Source organism: Clostridium sp. KNHs205 (assembly GCF_000702945.1).
Lineage (GTDB): Bacteria > Bacillota > Clostridia > Lachnospirales > Lachnospiraceae > Anaerocolumna.
In genome coordinates this window covers 268,683-285,064 of the sequence record NZ_JNLE01000003.1, presented here as the reverse complement: position 1 = coordinate 285,064, position 16,382 = coordinate 268,683, and the positions used below count along the sequence as shown (strand labels likewise).

Sequence of the window (16,382 nt, the reverse complement as noted above, 5' to 3'; positions counted from 1 at the left end):
AGAGAAAGCGTGGTGTAAAAATGCAGAAAGAGGTCGAAGAAATCGTAAAACCTTATAAAAAAAATTATATCCGTGAAACGAGAAAAAGCATAGGACATAGCCCTTTAATGGTTCCCGCCTGCGGTGTTATCATCGAGAACAAGCAAGGTGAGATTTTGCTGCAGCAGAGAAGTGATAATGGTAAATGGGGATTACCGGGCGGTGGTATGGAGTTGGGAGAGACTTTTCTTGAAACTGCAAGGCGAGAGGTATATGAAGAAGTAGGAATCGTAGTAGAGAACCTGGAGCTCTTCGGCATATATTCCGGCGATGACAGGTATATTGTATATCCTAATCAGGATATCTGCTGGGTGACAAGTACTATATTTAAAACCACTGAATACAAGGGTGAAATCCTGCAGGAAACAGAAGAAACGTTAGGTCACAGATTCTTTAGCAGAGATAACCTGCCGGAGAATATAAATAATTATGACCGCAAGTGTATTGAAGACTGGAAGAGAAATAATCCAGGGATCATTATTGATTAGAAAAGAAAGGAACAGGTACCATCATGACTGTGGGAGAGATTCTTCATAAGGATATATTCCAAATAATTAATCCTGGCAATGACCTTGAGAGAGAACTTAAAGGTGTATATTGCTGTGATCTCTTAAGTGTAGCTATGGGAAAAGCTTTTTCAGGGGCGGTCTGGATTACAGTAATGGCCAATGTAAATACCCTGGCAGTTGCGTCTCTGACAGAGGTTGCCTGTATTGTTCTGGCAGAGGGGATAATGCCCGATGAACAGACAACTCTAAAAGCAAAGGAACAGGGAATAACTCTTCTGGCAGTTAATAAGCCTGTATTTGAGACGTCTCTGCTGGTTCATGAACTGATTCATGTATAAGGTCTCATATGATCTGCATATTCATTCCTGCCTATCCCCCTGCGGCGATGAAGATATGACACCCGGAAATATAGTTGGAATGGCAGCTATAAAAGAACTGAATGTCATAGCTCTGACAGATCATAACAGCAGCAGAAACTGTTCTCCTTTTCTAAAACATGCGGAGTGTTTTGGAATCATTGCTATTCCCGGAATGGAGCTCTGTACAAGAGAAGAAGTGCATGTTCTATGCCTTTTTGAGGAACTGCAGGGAGCTTTGGAGTTTGATAGCTTTGTGTATGAAAAGCTTTATAAGGTTCGTAACAAAGAAGAAATCTTTGGAAGGCAATTACTGATCAATGACAGGGATGAAGTCTCCGGAAAAGAAGAATATCTGCTAGTCAATGCAGCAGATATCGGATTTGATGAGGTTTATGAACTTGTGAAAACCTATGATGGGATAATGATACCGGCCCATATTGATAAGAGCTCCAATAGTCTCTTATCAAATCTTGGATTTATTCCGCCTGATTCCCGGTTCACCTGCGCAGAAGCTGTCTGCAGAGAGGCTGTAAGTACAAGCGGTATATGCTCTGTGGGAGCAGCAGTTTTTTCCAAAGAGGAAGAAGCGTTAGCAGATTTAAGAAGGAATAATCCTTACCTGCAAAATTGTCGGATTATCAATAATTCCGATGCTCATTATCTGGAACACATTCACGAGCCGGTTCATTTCCTTCAAATTGAGGAAATGAACAGAAAAGAAATATTAAAGGCTTTGGTTAAACCCTAAATTATTTAGTATGCATGGAGAATTCCAGTTCCTTATAAGAATCAAGATTCTCATGAATATTACGGCTGTCTGCCTTATTAAATAATTTGTCACGGTTTACATTTGCAACTCTTCCGGTCAGGACACTTCCGGGGCCATTCTGACATCCGCCTTCACATACCATGCCCTCAAGGAAATCCTCCGGTAACTTACCTGCTTTTAACAGAGTCAGGGCTTTCTTGCATTCAACGGCACCGTTACATTGCTTTACGGTGATATCTGTATTTTCCTGTTTTTCTTTTAAAGACTGTAAGACAGAAGCAGTAACGCCGCCTGCTATACAGAATTTCTTTCCATAAATACTTCCCTGCTGAAGGGTATCGGCTGCTGCCTCAGGTTTTACCTCTTTTGCACGGAACATTGCATAGAGTTCATCTAAGGTAAGGGCATAATCTGCGCCTTGCAGTGCTACCGTATCAAGTACTTCGCCTTTTTTGGCAATGCAGGGTCCGATAAATACACAGACAGCATCAGGGTAAAGAGCTTTTATTAGTCTTGCAGTAGCGGTCATGGGGGATACCGTGGTGGACATATTTTCTACCAGCTGAGGGTAGTGTCTGCGTATCATCTTAACAAAGGCAGGACAGCAGGAAGTAGTCATTTTCTTACCCTCCCTGTAGCCTTCCGCCCATTCTTCACTTTCACTGGCAGCAACAAAATCTGCGCCTAAAGCGACTTCATACAGACCCGCAAAACCTAAACCTTTGATGGCTTCCACCATGGAAGCGAAGGTGATATCTGCTCCGAACTGACCTTCCCAGGCTGGTGCCAGCATGGCATAAACAGGACGGGGTGACTGAAGCAACAAATCGATTACATCTGTCATAAAGGAACGGTCTGAGATTGCTCCAAAAGGACAGTTCTTGATACAGGAACCGCAGTCGATACAGCGCTCTTCGTTAATTACTACGATATTATTTTCATCCATTGTAATGGCATCTACCGGACAGCTCTTCTTACAGGGACGCATCAGATCTGCAATGGCATTATAGGGACAGGCCTGAGAACATTTGGTACATTCCTTACATTTGGAGGGATCGATATAAGCTCTGTCACGGAGCATGGAGATGGCACCGAAATTACAGGCAGCCTGACAGCGTTTGCCCACACATTTCTGACAGTTATCCGTTACTACAAAGCGGGTAATAGGACATCCTTCACAGGCTGAATTGATGACCTGAACGATATTCTTATTATCTTTTCCGGCAGAGGGGGATTTTCCCTCGGCAAGACGGATTCTCTGGCGGATGATTTCCCTTTCTTTATAGATACAGCAGCGGAAGTTAGCCTGGGGTCCTGGAATCAGTTCAAAAGGAAGGGCATCCTTTTTCTCATCCAGCTTACCTTCAAAACTAAGCTTTGCTACCTGGTACAGGACTTCTTGTTTAATGGCATCAATGTTGTTATCATTTCCTAACATAATACTACTCCTTTTTGAAGTTGGGGTTTGAATAACCGGTGATTGTGAAGTTTGGCTATTCGGTTGTGTACGTTTAGAGGTTTCCCGCATTAATAATATTGTATATTGACCTCTTTTCCCAGATTGTTGACCGCTTCTTTCAGCTGTTCCACCAGGTGCAGGCGGATACTTAAATCAAAGGGAAGGGAAGGATTCTGATGGGCTTCATTCATTGCCTTTCCTACAAAGAGGTTGAGTATTGTGCAGTCCTCGATAATGTATTTGGCGACCAGAGAGCCGCCGTTCTCCTTATCCAGCTCATCAAAGAAGGCTTCACTGATATCTCCTTCCCCGTATTGCTTAATCAGAGCCAAAGCTCTGGACAGGGTTAGTACCCCTTCAGTTACCAGATGTATCCCCTCCATGTTGGCGATGGGAGGAAGTGCGGGATCGGTATAGTCCAAAGAGGTAATAAGAGGGCGTTTTAAGATTCGGGAGGCAATATTGGCACTGGTGCCTCCGCAGATGATTTTCTTTCCCTGACTGCCCATAAATTCACGGATCAGATGCCCGTCATTGCCGGGACTAGATGGCGGACCCGTAAAAAGGTCTACCACTTTTGCGCCGGTTATACGTAAAACTGCTACAGTGGTATCATCACCAGGCAGCTGCAGATAGAGATCATCACAGGCTTTAATGAGGGTACCTGCAAGTCTGGAAGCGGAAAGGGTCTCTCTGGCAGACATAAGGGCAAAGTCCGCGACATTCTGCCAGTTCCATCCGAAATTAAGCAGATTCCCGACACCTGCGTGGATTACACCATCGCTCATAAGGATAAAACAATCATTGATGGAGGCAGTAAACCGGCATTCCCTGATTATCTTATTCTCCAGAACACGTTCCGTAAAGGGGAGAGGGAAAAGCTTATTGTCCCGTATCATGATGCAGGAGGGGTTATCAAATTCAGCCAGATAGACCTGACCGTTATGAAATACCTGCAATATACTGAAGGTGGAATAAGCCACCTGCCGGACCTGACAGACCGGCAGGGTTTTTGCTATGGTTTCTATGCAGTCGTCAATGGAAGCACCGTTTAAAAACATGGTTCCCAGTATCTTTGAGGTCAGCGTAGCCAGGATATTAGCTTTTACGCCGCTTCCCATGCCGTCTGCCAGAATCAGGATATTGGAATCTGCTGTCTTTAACAGTTCTACCTTATCACCGCATAATTCTTCTTTAATTTTATTTAAGCTTTTATAAGCTGCATCAATACTAACGTTCATATTTTACCACCCTTTCTGAAAAGCACAAGCATTCTTGTCTAAAGTGGCTGTAAAGTTTTGTTTTTTAAAGTGAACAGCCGGATATTATACAAAGCAGCCCGCTAATTATGTGCTCCGGTTATTTTTATTAGGAGACTCCATGCCGTCATAAAGGATGGTATCACGAAGTTTTGTTAAGGTCACTTTGGTTTCAGCAGTGGTCTCACCTAAGAGCCCTGCAATTTGCTGGGCGACTAGCATCTGCTTGTCAATTACTTTCTGAGCCATTTCAATGGTATCCATCTTAACCTTATAAGCCAGCTGGTTCTTTTCTTCTTCCAGGGTGATATCCTGAAGGATGCCAAGAACACCTTTCGGTTTTTCGATATATACGATATTCTGTATAACCGTTATACCGGGATCCTGCAGGGTTACTTTTTTGCCAAAGACAGAGGTTCTGGTCTTGATTACTTCTTCAAATTCAGCAGTTTCCAGTAATTCATACAAATACATCTCAAGGGCTTTGGCTCTGGTAATGCGAAAGCTTCTTTCTGCCGCGCTGTTAAACTCCACAATACGCATATCAGGATCTGCTATGATCAGAATGTTTGGAGTGGTATCCAGTACTATATTTGCCATGGACTGGGCTTTCTCATGCATATAGGGAATACACATGGTAAGCTCTGCCTTTCCCTGATATACTGCAATTGCCTTCTCCCTGCAATTACGGTAACCGCAGGCACCGCAGTTTAATTCATCTTCTTTTGTGGACTTTCCTATCTTTTTCAGGATTTCTGAAATCTCAAAGTCTGACGGCATTGGATCTCTTGGGGAACGGTCGCAGAATATCCGGTGAAAGGATACATCTCCGGCACGTTCATAGAAGTCCTTATCTTTTTGGGGTACCTTTGGAATGGCTTCTTCCATATCAAGCTTTACCTTAAAACGCGAGATGGATTCCCGGTTCAGGGCAGAACCTTTAATACAGCCTCCGCTGCAGATGTCGGCTTCGATAAAAGACCCGCTTACCTCATCCCGTTCCATGCTCTCAAATAAATCAATACAGTTCCTTATTCCATGAACATAGAACTTCCGGTATTTATTAGGAGTGTCTGCGGTAGCAACTACGGAGGAGAGCACTCCGCTGCTGATGGGATAGAGGCGGTTGACCTTGGGGTCAGGATTATCAAAGGGGGAATCCGGCAGAGTATCCAGCTGAAGCTTCTCCTCTTCAAGCCATTGCTCAAATTCCGTAAAGTTTATGACTGCATCGATGTACCCATTGGTTCTTGGGTCGCCTACCGCTTCTCTTTTCTTTGCGATACACGGACCTAAAAAGACCACCTTGACATCGGTTCCAAGCTGGTGTCTGATTAACTTACCGTGGGCTACCATTGGGGAGTCCACCGGAGCCATATATTTCGTTAAGGAAGGATAGTAAATCTCTATAAGGTCATTAACACTGGGGCAGCAGGTGGTTATGATATTGTTCATGCTGCCTTCTGCCAGCAGCTTCTCGTATTCTGCCGTAACGAAAGCGGCACCTTCTGCTGTCTCCCGGACGGAGGAAAAGCCCAGCTTTAAAAGGGCTGTTACTACCTGACCCGGGGTTTTATATTTCAGCACGCCAAGATAGGCAGGTGCAAGTGATACCACGGTGGGTATTCCTTCCTTCAGATATCCCTTGACCTTGTCAAGATCACTGATAAGGAATTTGGCATTCTGGGGACAGGCTTCCAGGCAGTGTCCGCAGAGAATGCACTTGTCATTCATTATCTGTGCCTGTTCCTGCTTAACGGTTATTGCCTTGACTTCACAGGTTCTTACACATTTATAACAGTTTCTGCACTTTGCTTCCTTAAAACTGATGACATTCATGCTTTAGGCCCCCTAAAACCTCCTGTGTGAAAAATTCCTTGGTATTGCTGGGGGTCAGAGAGAAGGATTTATCATCCACCTTTACACAGACACCCTTTACACATTCTCCCATGCAGAAAGAGCCGGTAAGGTGTACCTGATCTTCTACACCGTGTTCTTTGATAAGTGCTTCCAATGTATGTACAATTTCTCTTGATCCTTTTAAATGACATGAACTTCCAATACATATTGTAACCACCATAATAACAACCTCCTTGTAGAGAGGACAATCAGCGTTTTGCTGGATTGTCTGAAATTTAACAATGTATAGGGTTATTCTAGCACTTTGTGGGGGGACTGTCAAAGGATAAATTGAGGGGATTTGGGAAACGGTGGGGTGTTTAAAGGGTCGAGGATTTGTCCTGGTCTCCCACGGTTTATTCGGGCAAGGAACCTATTCCACTATAAGCTGCTGTAAGTGCTTGGGGCAAGTCCGGTAAAGCCAAACTCGCGAAGGAACCAGCTGTGGGGTTAGGTTGGTTTTTTTCGCTCAGACAGTGGCTTTTCCGGACTTCGGCGCATTTACAGCAGCTTAAGTGTCATTAGGTTCCTTCCCGAGATAAACCTTAGGGAGACCAGGACAAATCCTCTTGGTCTTTGGTGGCAGAGGGCTGTTATAATAGACTTATTATTAATAATATAGTTGTTAGCAGAATAAAGATCATGGCAATAATCTTTCCGGTTTTTGCCAAACGGTGGCTTCTATATTTATAAGCGATTGCAATGGATAGACAGAATAAAATCAATGATATAATTGCTGTTGGAAAGACCACTCCAATTTTTCCTAATAAAAATTCGCCTACTGATATATCGTTGTAAGAGGTAAAGGTAAACATAGTAGCAAATATTGATATAAAAAATGCCATGCTGCCTATGCCCCATTTCTGCGGTTTAGCTATTGTTTCCATAATTTGTACTCCCTTATTTTTATTTATTCATATTTTTCCTGTAAAATAGATTATAATAAATCGCTAAAATTATACAAGTTAAAATATGTTAAAATTGAATTAATGTTTCCTAAGATATACTAATATTATTTCACCAATTTAGAATTATTATCGGAAATTGATTATGAGGAAAATAAGCTTTTCATTTATTTATACCTTTTTATTATTTAGAGGATTTATTGGCTTATAAGAAACGGGAGGTTAGCTTTAAATAGATATTATCTGTACAAGAAATGTATCGGTTGATTTTGCGATGGTAAATTGTAATAATTGTGGTATAATATCCTTATATTTTAAAGAACAAAGGAGCCCGTATAATGGAACTTATAACAATCCGGGAGCTGTACCGGGAAAAAGAGAAGTTTATCGGAAAGGAAATTACTGTAGGCGGCTGGGTCAGGAGTATAAGGGATTCTAAAGCGTTTGGCTTTATTGTACTTCATGACGGTACCTATTTTGAGACCCTTCAGATTGTATATCATGATACCATGGAGAATTTCGGAGATATTTCCAAGCTTAGTGTTGGAGCTGCTCTGATTATTAAAGGTGAGCTGGTAGCTACGCCTGAGGCTAAGCAGCCTTTTGAGATTCAAGCTACTGCGATTGAAATTGAAGGTGCTTCTACTGCGGATTATCCTCTTCAGAAGAAAAGACACAGCCTGGAATTCCTTCGTACCATTTCTCATTTAAGACCCAGAACCAATACTTTTCAGGCTGTTTTCAGAGTGCGTTCCCTGATTGCCTATGCTATTCATAAATATTTTCAGGACAGGGATTTTGTCTATGTGCATACTCCCTTAATTACCGGCAGTGATGCAGAAGGTGCCGGTGAGATGTTTAAGGTTACTACGCTGGATCTTGAGAAAGTGCCTTTTACACCGGAAGGTAAGATTGATTACAAAGAGGATTTCTTTGGAAAAGAGACCAATCTTACAGTAAGCGGTCAGTTAAACGGTGAGACCTATGCCATGGCTTTCCGTAATATCTATACCTTTGGGCCTACTTTCCGTGCTGAGAATTCCAATACGACCCGTCACGCTGCCGAGTTCTGGATGATTGAGCCGGAAATCGCTTTTGCGGATCTAAAGGATGATATGGCACTGGCAGAAGGTATGATTAAATATGTTATCCGCTATGTTATCGAGAATGCACCGGAAGAGATGAAGTTCTTCAATGATTTTGTGGACAAGGGGTTACTGGACAGACTTACCCATGTTATGAATGCTGAGTTTGGACACGTGACTTACACAGAAGCTATCGAGCTGCTGGAGAAGAACAACGACAAATTCGAGTACAAGGTTAGCTGGGGTAGTGATCTTCAGACAGAGCATGAGCGTTATCTGACGGAGGAAATCTTTAAGAAACCTGTATTTGTTACGGATTATCCCAAAGATATCAAGGCTTTCTATATGAAGCTTAATGATGACAATAAGACAGTCGCTGCTATGGACTTACTGGTTCCAGGCATTGGTGAGATTATCGGAGGAAGCCAGAGAGAAGACAACTATGATAAACTGGTTGCCAGAATGGACGAACTGGGACTTAAGCAAGAGGATTATGATTTCTATCTGGACTTGAGAAAATACGGTTCAGCGAGACATGCAGGCTTCGGACTTGGTTTCGAGCGTTGCGTAATGTATCTGACCGGTATGGGAAATATCAGAGACGTTATTCCTTTCCCTCGTACGGTTAATAACTGCGAATTATAATTGTAATAATAATATAAAAGAGGTGTTATTTATAACTGCTAACGGTTATAAGGGCACCTCTTTCATGTAATAGGAGTGAACCCTATTGCATGAAACCTAGCAGGGCAAGATGTATATGCACATGAAGTGCTTAAGAAAGGTTGTCATCAGTGTGACAGCGCTTCGGTGCCAGTCTGGCAATCCGGACTCTTCGTTCATCAAATATAAAAAATATTATGAAACAAGTACCGAACAGGCTGGAAGCCAAGCCCCATGACAAAATGTATCATAGGGCGGGCAAAAGTCAATTACAGCAATGTGTGAATGCTTAATGAATCAAAATTAGTCTGGATTAAGGTGTAAGCAGACACTTTTATACGGCTGTTAGCACATCCATGCAAAAGACTACGTAGTTTTTGACAGCATAGTTTCTTCCGGTTCTTGGGTATGTATTCTAACCAGTTCAAAAAAAGCCTTCATTGCTTTTGTTACCTTCTTGTCCTTATGGTATAGCAATTCAGAATATATCTCAAATTCTTCTCCGTCCCAGATTATCTCTGTTAAACTACCGTTTTCTAATTCATCCAATGCAGCTATTTTCGGTAAAAGTGTAATACCAAGCCCGGCAGCGGCAAATTGTTTTAATACAGGTTTACTGTCAGTTTCCAATTCTATTTTGGGTTCAAGCCCATGAAGGTTCAGTATTCTTTCAAATTCAGCACGGTAGGCACAGCCTTTTTCTGTAAAAAGCAGAGGATAAGGTGCCAGTTTCTCCGGTGTTATAGTCTTTCCGGCCAGTTCATGAGAAGGGCTTACCAGTAAGCATAGTTCCTCCCGCTGTCTATCCACAACGATACTATAGGGATCATCTGTTTTGCGTCCAAAGGAATAGGCAAGGTCAATCTGGTGTGAATGGAGCAGCTTTGGAAAAGTATTGCAGTTTCCAAATTTAACACTGACATTTACCTCCGGATATTTTAACTTATATACTTTCAATATCTCAGGTATTCGGTTAAAGCAAAGGGTCTCAGCAGCTCCTATTTCCAGGGTTCCGTAAGGGGATTTGGTGTCACTGATATTTTTCTTTATTTCCTTTGAGAGATATATCATCTGCTCTGCATAGGGTACCAACTCTTCCCCGGCAGCTGTAAGACCGATTGACCTCCCAAGCCGGTCAAACAATAATACCTGAAGTTCATTTTCCAGAGACTTTATCTGCATGGTAACAGTGGACTGGGCATATCCCAATTCAGCGGCAGCCAGAGAGAAACTCTTTCTCTTACTGATTATAAGGAAGGTGTAGAGCTGCTGTAATTCCATGATGCACCTCGATTCATTTTAATTGAATTATTTTATAAATTATTTGAATTTGATTAATAACATTGAGAATGATAAGATTCTACCATCAGCAGAAGGAAAAAGCAAGTGTGTGGTGGAGGTTATATAGAAATGATAGAAGCAGTGGAATTAAGCAAGGAGTATAAAACCGCATTGCATGGAAGTGGAGCAGCGGCGGCTTTACGTTCTTTCATCAAACCGGAGTATAAGATAACCAAAGCGGTGGATTGTATTTCTTTTGCCCTTGAGGCAGGAACCATAACGGGATTTATCGGAGCAAACGGAGCCGGTAAATCCACAACCATTAAAATGATGACCGGAATCCTGGCGCCGACCTCTGGAACCATTCGAGTTAATTCTCAGGATCCTTTTAAGGATAGAAAGAAGAATGCGTTCTCTATAGGCGCAGTATTTGGCCAGCGGACCCAGCTTATGTGGGACATCCCCGTTCGTGAGACTTTCTGCCTGTTACAGAAGATGTACAGGATAGAGGAGAACAGTTACCGGAAAAACCTAACGATGTTTTGTGACATCCTGGACCTGGGGAGCTTTATTGACAAACCGGCGCGCCAGCTTAGCCTTGGGCAGCGTATGAGAGCGGATATCTGTGCAGCCCTCCTTCATGATCCGCCTATTGTCTTTCTGGATGAACCAACCATTGGACTTGATGTATCGGTTAAGGATTATATCAGAAAATTTATTTTGCAGGTGAATAAGGAGAGGAATACTACCTTTATTCTGACTACACATGATATTACGGATATCGAAGAGCTTAGTCAGCAAATAATGATAATTGATGGTGGACATATTATTTACAGGGGAGATATCATCCATTTGAAAAAGGAATATGGCAGGAGCAGTAAGATTATGATAACGGTAAGCCAGGAGGAAAGAGAACAGATGAAAGATGCCTTTTCGCTGCTTCCGGTAACACTAACCGAAGGAGAAGAGCTGACCATTGAATATTCTCCTGTGGAAATCTCCAGTGAAGTAATCCTATCCCAGCTGTTTTCTGGTTACCATATCCGGAATTTTAGGATGGGGGAAGTGGAACTGGAAGAAATCATCCGTAGTATATACCGAAAGAAATAAGAAAGGAGGAAGGATATGCAGTTATACCTGCGCTTTATTAAAAATGCGGTGCAGAGAATATTTTATTACAGGGCGAACGCATTTACAAAAATTCTAGGAAAAGTTTTATACTTATATATACAGATTAGCATCTGGAATGCATTGTTTCTGGGAAATACCGCTTCTATGGCTGGCCGTTCCAGAGAAATGACCGTTACATATGTAATTTTAAGCAGTATCATTGCTTGTGGGGTAGAATTTAGTACTATAGAATTGATGAACCGTAAGATTCGTACCGGTGAAATAGCTATTGATTTGATTCGCCCTTATAATATGCTGTTCTTTTCCTTCTGTGACGGACTGGGGGAGAATCTGGTTAATATCTGTTTACAGGGAGTACCGCTGCTTCTGCTGAGCAGAGTACTGTGGCATTTTGAACTGCCCCTGGACCTTCGGTTACCGGCCTTCCTGATATCAATTCTGCTGGGAATGCTGGTAAGTTTTCTGGTTGCTTATTTTATCGGAATTCTGGCCTTCTGGTTTCTTGTTACCTGGCCTCTTAACATGTTTATGAGGGCAGTCTATCAGATTTTCTCGGGGGCTTGGATTCCTGTGTGGCTCTTTCCGGAACAGCTGAAAAACATTGCGTTTCTTTTTCCTTTTCAGTGTATTTATTATACACCCCTTACTATATTAACGGGAAATGTGGGAAGGCAGGAGATCTTAAGGCTCCTTCTGATACAGTTGTTATGGGTTGCTATAATGTTTACTGCCACAGAGTATGCCTGGCAGTGCGGGCGGAGAAAGCTGGCGGTACAGGGCGGTTAGCGATTTGGCAAGAGGCCTGTCAGGAAAGGGAGAGTGACATGAACGTAAAACTATATATGAAGTTTATAACAACCTACATGAAAAGTAAGATGGAGTATCGATCTGCCTTTTTGCTGGAACTGGCTGCCAATACCGTTATGGTATTCGGTTATTATGCAGGAACATGGATTATATTTCAGAATTTCTCTTCTGTTCAGAGTTGGTCTTATCATGAAATACTGTTTCTATTCAATATAAACTGGCTCTGTTATTCCATCAGCGGATTTTTCTTATGGGGACCAATGATTACTCTGGGACAGATTGTACAGAGCGGAGAATTTGATTCTATTCTTATAAGGCCGTTAAGGCCTCTAAGCTATCTGGTCTTTCGCCAGTTTCAGTATACCTTTTTTCCAAGGCTTATTTTAGCAGTTGTATTTCTGGGAATCAGCCTTGATAGGGTCAAGTTGGAATGGACAGGAGGTAAAATTGTATTTGTGCTGGTAACACTTCTTTCGGGCATAATCATTCATGCAGGGTTACTGGTTATGATTGGAGCCTCAAGCTTTTATACCATAAGAAATGATGAGATAGGAAAGCTTTATACGGACAATCAGAGTGGTCTCCGTACCTTTGCGGACTATCCGCTGACAATCTATAATAAGCCGGTAAAATTTCTGCTTACCTTTATGGCCCCTTATGGGTTTGTAAGTTATTATCCCTGCCTGTATATTCTTAATAAAGAGGGAGGAGGTATGGATGTATTAAAGTATGGGGCACCCTTTGCAGCAGCCGGTGTTACAGCGGCAGCAGCTTATATATGGAGAAAAGGCATTGGAAGATATAACAGCACGGGAACATAAGAAAAGGAGCCTCAGTTTCATGGCTTTTGAACTGACTCCAATAAGTTAAGTTATAAAGTTTAACTTATTGGGGGCATATCAGTTGAGACTTGAAACGAAGGCTTCTATTCTGCGTAGGGGTTATCAACTTATCCCTTAGCATTCTTCAATTCCTTATCTATAGTGATATATTCTAAGAATCAAAATATATCAGACCTTGTTAATACTATACTTACAGGAAAGATTGAATGACTGCCGGTATGTATTAATACCGGTTCTTACTCTTCTTAAAGTATCCGTTTTCCGGGAAAATCACATTTCTGTATAAATTCAACAAGAACAGAAGTCCAAGCCCTAAGACGCCGCAGGAGATTATCTCACCGATTCCCACTGTTGCCATCATAACAGGTATGGGCAGAGTCAGTCCGTAAGCAAAGCGCAGTACCCATGGAATAATGATGGTGTTTGAGATAATGGGAGGCAGTGGAACCAGGTATTTATTGCGCCTTAACAGATATGAGCCTGTCGCGCCGATTAAAGTGGCCAGTGTTCCAAAGGTGATATCAAGAATGTCGGCACCGCCTAAGAAATTACCTAAAAGGCAGCCAATAGCGACGCCCGGTATGGCAGCAGGTGTAAAATAGGGCAGTATGGTCAGTGCTTCCGCAATCCTTATCTGGATGTTGGAAAAGCTGATAGGCTTAAACACAAAGACCAGTACCACATAGATGGCAGCAATAAGCGCAGCCTGTGTGATAAATTGGGTTTTGTTTTTCATATGAAATTCTCCTTTAGTTTTGTTTTACGTGTGGAAGGTCTCGAACACACGATAGTAACATGCGTAAAGCCTTGATTTATAAGGATTTACTACTTTATAAGTATAGCATGATAATGGTTGTTGTCAAGTGTTGACTTGTTTTTGGGTAAAAGAGATCAATCTATAAAAAGGATTGTATTATCCCTGTCATAGTTACTAGAAGGGTAACAATTCTACACCTAAATTTCGTAGCGATTATCAAAAGATTTTTTACTTTTGATAAATATATACCGGTATTTACCATTGCGAAAGATTTATTTGAAATCCCTCTGGTGGGAAACATATATTATAAATAAGCAAGAAAGAAGGTAATCATATGCTAAAATAATTGATGGCTCATCAAACATAAGGATTGTCAAGCTTTGTTGAAAATATGTCTTATGCCAGATTTGAGTATTACCTGTCTTTCAAAGATTTTATACATTTCTTTAGCCGAAAAGGAAATCCTTATGATAATGCATGTATCGAATCATTCCGTTACCTACTGCTCATGAGGATGCCTAAGCGGCTTCAAAAGTTAAACTTTTTATCTATATTTAATGACAAAAGTTCATCTGTTTTATCATAGCCAGTTTTATTATAGCTAAAGGTAATTAAATATTTAAAAGAACTGTTTAATAGAATTATAGCAAAGACTAGAACACGAAGGTAATTTTTTAAAAGCTAAAAAACCCTTTTATATAGTTATACAATATTAAAGCTCTAGAGGAGATAAAATAAGTAGCAGAGTGTCATTATCTATGTTTTTTCTGTTTATTTTCTTAAGAAAAGAAAAAAAGGGAAAGATTGGAATGATTATATTGACAAATATAGCCATATAACGTATTATTATAACTATATAAGACAAGATATGGGGATTATTACAAGAGGTGATATTGTGAACAAAAATATTGAATTAAAGTTTTTTTTTAGGAAATTGAAAGGATATTATAAACTAATAATACCAATCTCATTTACAATATTGATTACAGCAATTTTAGGATTGTACGTTCCATTATTAAACAAAAATATTTTGGATAAGGGTATACTTCTCAAAGATTTTAATTATATAAAACGTACAATTTTGCTATTTATAATTGTTTATTTTATAAAATGTCTAATGGAAGTATTAAATAGCTATCTAATCGCTCGTTTAAACACAGACCTTAGAGTACAATTATTTAAAGATAGCTTTCAGCATTTAGTCAAATTACCTCTGAGTTATTTTGAAAAAAATGAAGTTACCAAAATCTATAATAATATCTCCACAGATATAAATACGATATCCAAAATATCAGATGGTAGTTTATTTAGTGTTTTATCTCAAATTATATATTTTATAGGTGGTATTATATGTTTGTTTAATATAAGTTCAACATTGGCAATAATTGGATTGTTATCTATTCCATTAAAATACATAATGATTGGTTACTTTTCAGGGAAAAATAAGAAATTAACAAAAGAATATTTGATAATTAATTCACAATTTGCCAATTGGCTTCAAGACTCTATTGCTGGTATAAGAGAGGTAAAGCTATATAATTTATTTGAAAATAAGAATAAAGAGTTAACATCAATAAAAACAATTTCTGCAAAATATGAAAAAATGTTTTCATTAATTTCAACTTTAAAGGATCAAGTTGATTTATTTAATACCCAAGTAGTAGTTATGCTGGTTTATCTCGTAGGAACGTACATATTAATTAGTGGTGAAATAACATACGGTGAGATATTAGCATTTTTAACTTATTTAGTTTATGTGACTAGCCCAGTAACTTCTTTCTCAAATCTTAAGTTTATATTCGCAAGTATTACTCCATCGGCAAAAAGATTGTATGACTTACTACATACAAGTACAGAGGAGGATACGGAGAAAGATAAGACATTATCTATAGATGATGTCTTTAAGTTGGAATTTCAAAAAGTTAGCTATTCAATTAATGAAAAAGTTATTCTTAAAGATATTAGTTTTAATCTTAGCTCAGGTGATAGGATAGCGATTGTAGGTGATAATGGTTCAGGAAAGTCAACATTAATTAATCTGATAGCAAGATTTATTAATCCAAGTACTGGAGAAATACTAATAAATGGAAAGAATGTGAAGGAATATAATATTAATAGTTATAGAGATAATATATCCATTGCAGATTCAAAATCTTATATGTTTGATTACTCTATTTATAACAATATTAACATTTGTAATCAACTAGAAACAATCAATGTGGAAGAGTTAGATATAGCTATAGCGAAGAGTGAATTTGATAACAATTTAATTGATGAGACAAAGAACCTTTCAATTAGAAATAGCAAGAATTTATCATCCGGAGAGAAGCAAAAAATAATAATAGCAAGAAGTTTAAGTAATGAAAGATCAATTATGATATTTGATGAAGCCACATCCAATATTGATCTAAAATCTAGAAAAAAAATTGAGTCGGTTATTGCTAATGAATTTGAGCAGTCAATAACAATTTTCGTTACACATAATTTAGATTCATTAACCAATTTTAATAAGATTTTGTTTATTAAGGATAGTTCGTTATATAAGATTGGAGCGTATGAAGATTTAATTGATGATAAGTATTTTCAAGAATTATTTGCAAAAGAAAGAAGCTAATAAG

Annotated in this window: 15 protein-coding genes; 8 read left to right on the top strand and 7 right to left on the bottom strand. The window is 39.8% G+C overall.

The genetic code is table 11. The annotated features are described in order from the left end of the window. The first annotated feature begins 20 nt into the window (after positions 1 to 20). Genes BR73_RS0101275 through BR73_RS0101265 form a run of 3 tightly spaced genes read left to right on the top strand, consistent with a single transcriptional unit; the run spans position 21 to position 1,655 of the window. Entirely contained in the window at positions 21 to 527 is a 507-nt protein-coding gene (locus BR73_RS0101275; RefSeq protein ID WP_051684887.1) for an NUDIX hydrolase, read from the top strand. Between the two features lie 23 nt (positions 528 to 550). Next, entirely contained in the window at positions 551 to 886 is a 336-nt protein-coding gene (locus BR73_RS0101270; protein ID WP_033164076.1) for a DRTGG domain protein, read from the top strand. Then, positions 879 to 1,655, top strand: a complete 777-nt coding sequence (locus BR73_RS0101265) for a PHP domain-containing protein (protein WP_033164075.1) — start codon at positions 879 to 881, stop codon at positions 1,653 to 1,655. Before BR73_RS0101270 ends, BR73_RS0101265 begins: the two co-directional genes overlap by 8 nt. Position 1,656: 1 nt before the next feature. On the opposite strand, the gene BR73_RS0101260 is transcribed toward BR73_RS0101265, so the two are convergent. The 5 genes from BR73_RS0101260 to BR73_RS0101240 form a co-directional block, all read right to left on the bottom strand. After that, a complete protein-coding gene (locus tag BR73_RS0101260) occupies positions 1,657 to 3,114 on the bottom strand; it encodes a 4Fe-4S dicluster domain-containing protein (protein ID WP_033164074.1) in 1,458 nt (485 codons plus the stop codon). Positions 3,115 to 3,203: 89 nt separating this feature from the next. Continuing rightward, on the bottom strand, positions 3,204 to 4,376 hold the full coding sequence (locus BR73_RS0101255; protein WP_033164073.1) for a SpoIIE family protein phosphatase: 1,173 nt from the start codon (positions 4,374 to 4,376) through the stop codon (positions 3,204 to 3,206). A 105-nt stretch (positions 4,377 to 4,481) separates the two neighbouring features. Then, positions 4,482 to 6,233: a [Fe-Fe] hydrogenase large subunit C-terminal domain-containing protein gene (locus BR73_RS0101250; protein ID WP_033164072.1), complete on the bottom strand. Its 1,752-nt coding sequence runs from the start codon at positions 6,231 to 6,233 to the stop codon at positions 4,482 to 4,484. Next, the gene (locus tag BR73_RS0101245; protein WP_033164071.1) at positions 6,214 to 6,474 is read right to left on the bottom strand and encodes a (2Fe-2S) ferredoxin domain-containing protein; all 261 of its coding nucleotides are present in this window, start codon (positions 6,472 to 6,474) and stop codon (positions 6,214 to 6,216) included. The genes BR73_RS0101250 and BR73_RS0101245 overlap by 20 nt, the downstream gene beginning before the upstream one ends. 412 nt (positions 6,475 to 6,886) lie before the next feature. Beyond that, the gene (locus BR73_RS0101240; RefSeq protein ID WP_033164070.1) at positions 6,887 to 7,180 is read right to left on the bottom strand and encodes a hypothetical protein; all 294 of its coding nucleotides are present in this window, start codon (positions 7,178 to 7,180) and stop codon (positions 6,887 to 6,889) included. Between the two features lie 356 nt (positions 7,181 to 7,536). Between BR73_RS0101240 and asnS the strand changes: the two genes are divergently transcribed. Then, positions 7,537 to 8,928, top strand: coding sequence for an asparagine--tRNA ligase (gene asnS, locus BR73_RS0101235; protein ID WP_033164069.1), 1,392 nt, complete (start codon positions 7,537 to 7,539; stop codon positions 8,926 to 8,928). Between the two features lie 384 nt (positions 8,929 to 9,312). On the opposite strand, the gene BR73_RS0101230 is transcribed toward asnS, so the two are convergent. Next, positions 9,313 to 10,227, bottom strand: a complete 915-nt coding sequence (locus tag BR73_RS0101230) for a LysR family transcriptional regulator (protein ID WP_033164068.1) — start codon at positions 10,225 to 10,227, stop codon at positions 9,313 to 9,315. Between the two features lie 129 nt (positions 10,228 to 10,356). Here BR73_RS0101230 and BR73_RS0101225 point away from each other — a divergent pair, with 129 nt between their 5' ends. Genes BR73_RS0101225 through BR73_RS0101215 form a run of 3 tightly spaced genes read left to right on the top strand, consistent with a single transcriptional unit; the run spans position 10,357 to position 12,986 of the window. Further along, entirely contained in the window at positions 10,357 to 11,337 is a 981-nt protein-coding gene (locus BR73_RS0101225; protein ID WP_033164067.1) for an ATP-binding cassette domain-containing protein, read from the top strand. 15 nt (positions 11,338 to 11,352) lie between these two features. Next, positions 11,353 to 12,144, top strand: coding sequence for an ABC-2 family transporter protein (locus tag BR73_RS27000; RefSeq protein ID WP_051684886.1), 792 nt, complete (start codon positions 11,353 to 11,355; stop codon positions 12,142 to 12,144). A gap of 38 nt (positions 12,145 to 12,182) precedes the next feature. Beyond that, the gene (locus BR73_RS0101215) at positions 12,183 to 12,986 is read left to right on the top strand and encodes an ABC-2 family transporter protein (protein ID WP_033164066.1); all 804 of its coding nucleotides are present in this window, start codon (positions 12,183 to 12,185) and stop codon (positions 12,984 to 12,986) included. 244 nt (positions 12,987 to 13,230) lie between these two features. On the opposite strand, the gene BR73_RS0101210 is transcribed toward BR73_RS0101215, so the two are convergent. Then, positions 13,231 to 13,743 carry a QueT transporter family protein gene (locus BR73_RS0101210; protein ID WP_033164065.1) on the bottom strand — a complete coding sequence of 171 codons (513 nt, stop codon included), beginning with the start codon at positions 13,741 to 13,743 and terminating at the stop codon, positions 13,231 to 13,233. Positions 13,744 to 14,659: 916 nt separating this feature from the next. Here BR73_RS0101210 and BR73_RS0101205 point away from each other — a divergent pair. Beyond that, positions 14,660 to 16,378: an ABC transporter ATP-binding protein gene (locus BR73_RS0101205; RefSeq protein WP_033164064.1), complete on the top strand. Its 1,719-nt coding sequence runs from the start codon at positions 14,660 to 14,662 to the stop codon at positions 16,376 to 16,378. Positions 16,379 to 16,382: the final 4 nt, after the last annotated feature.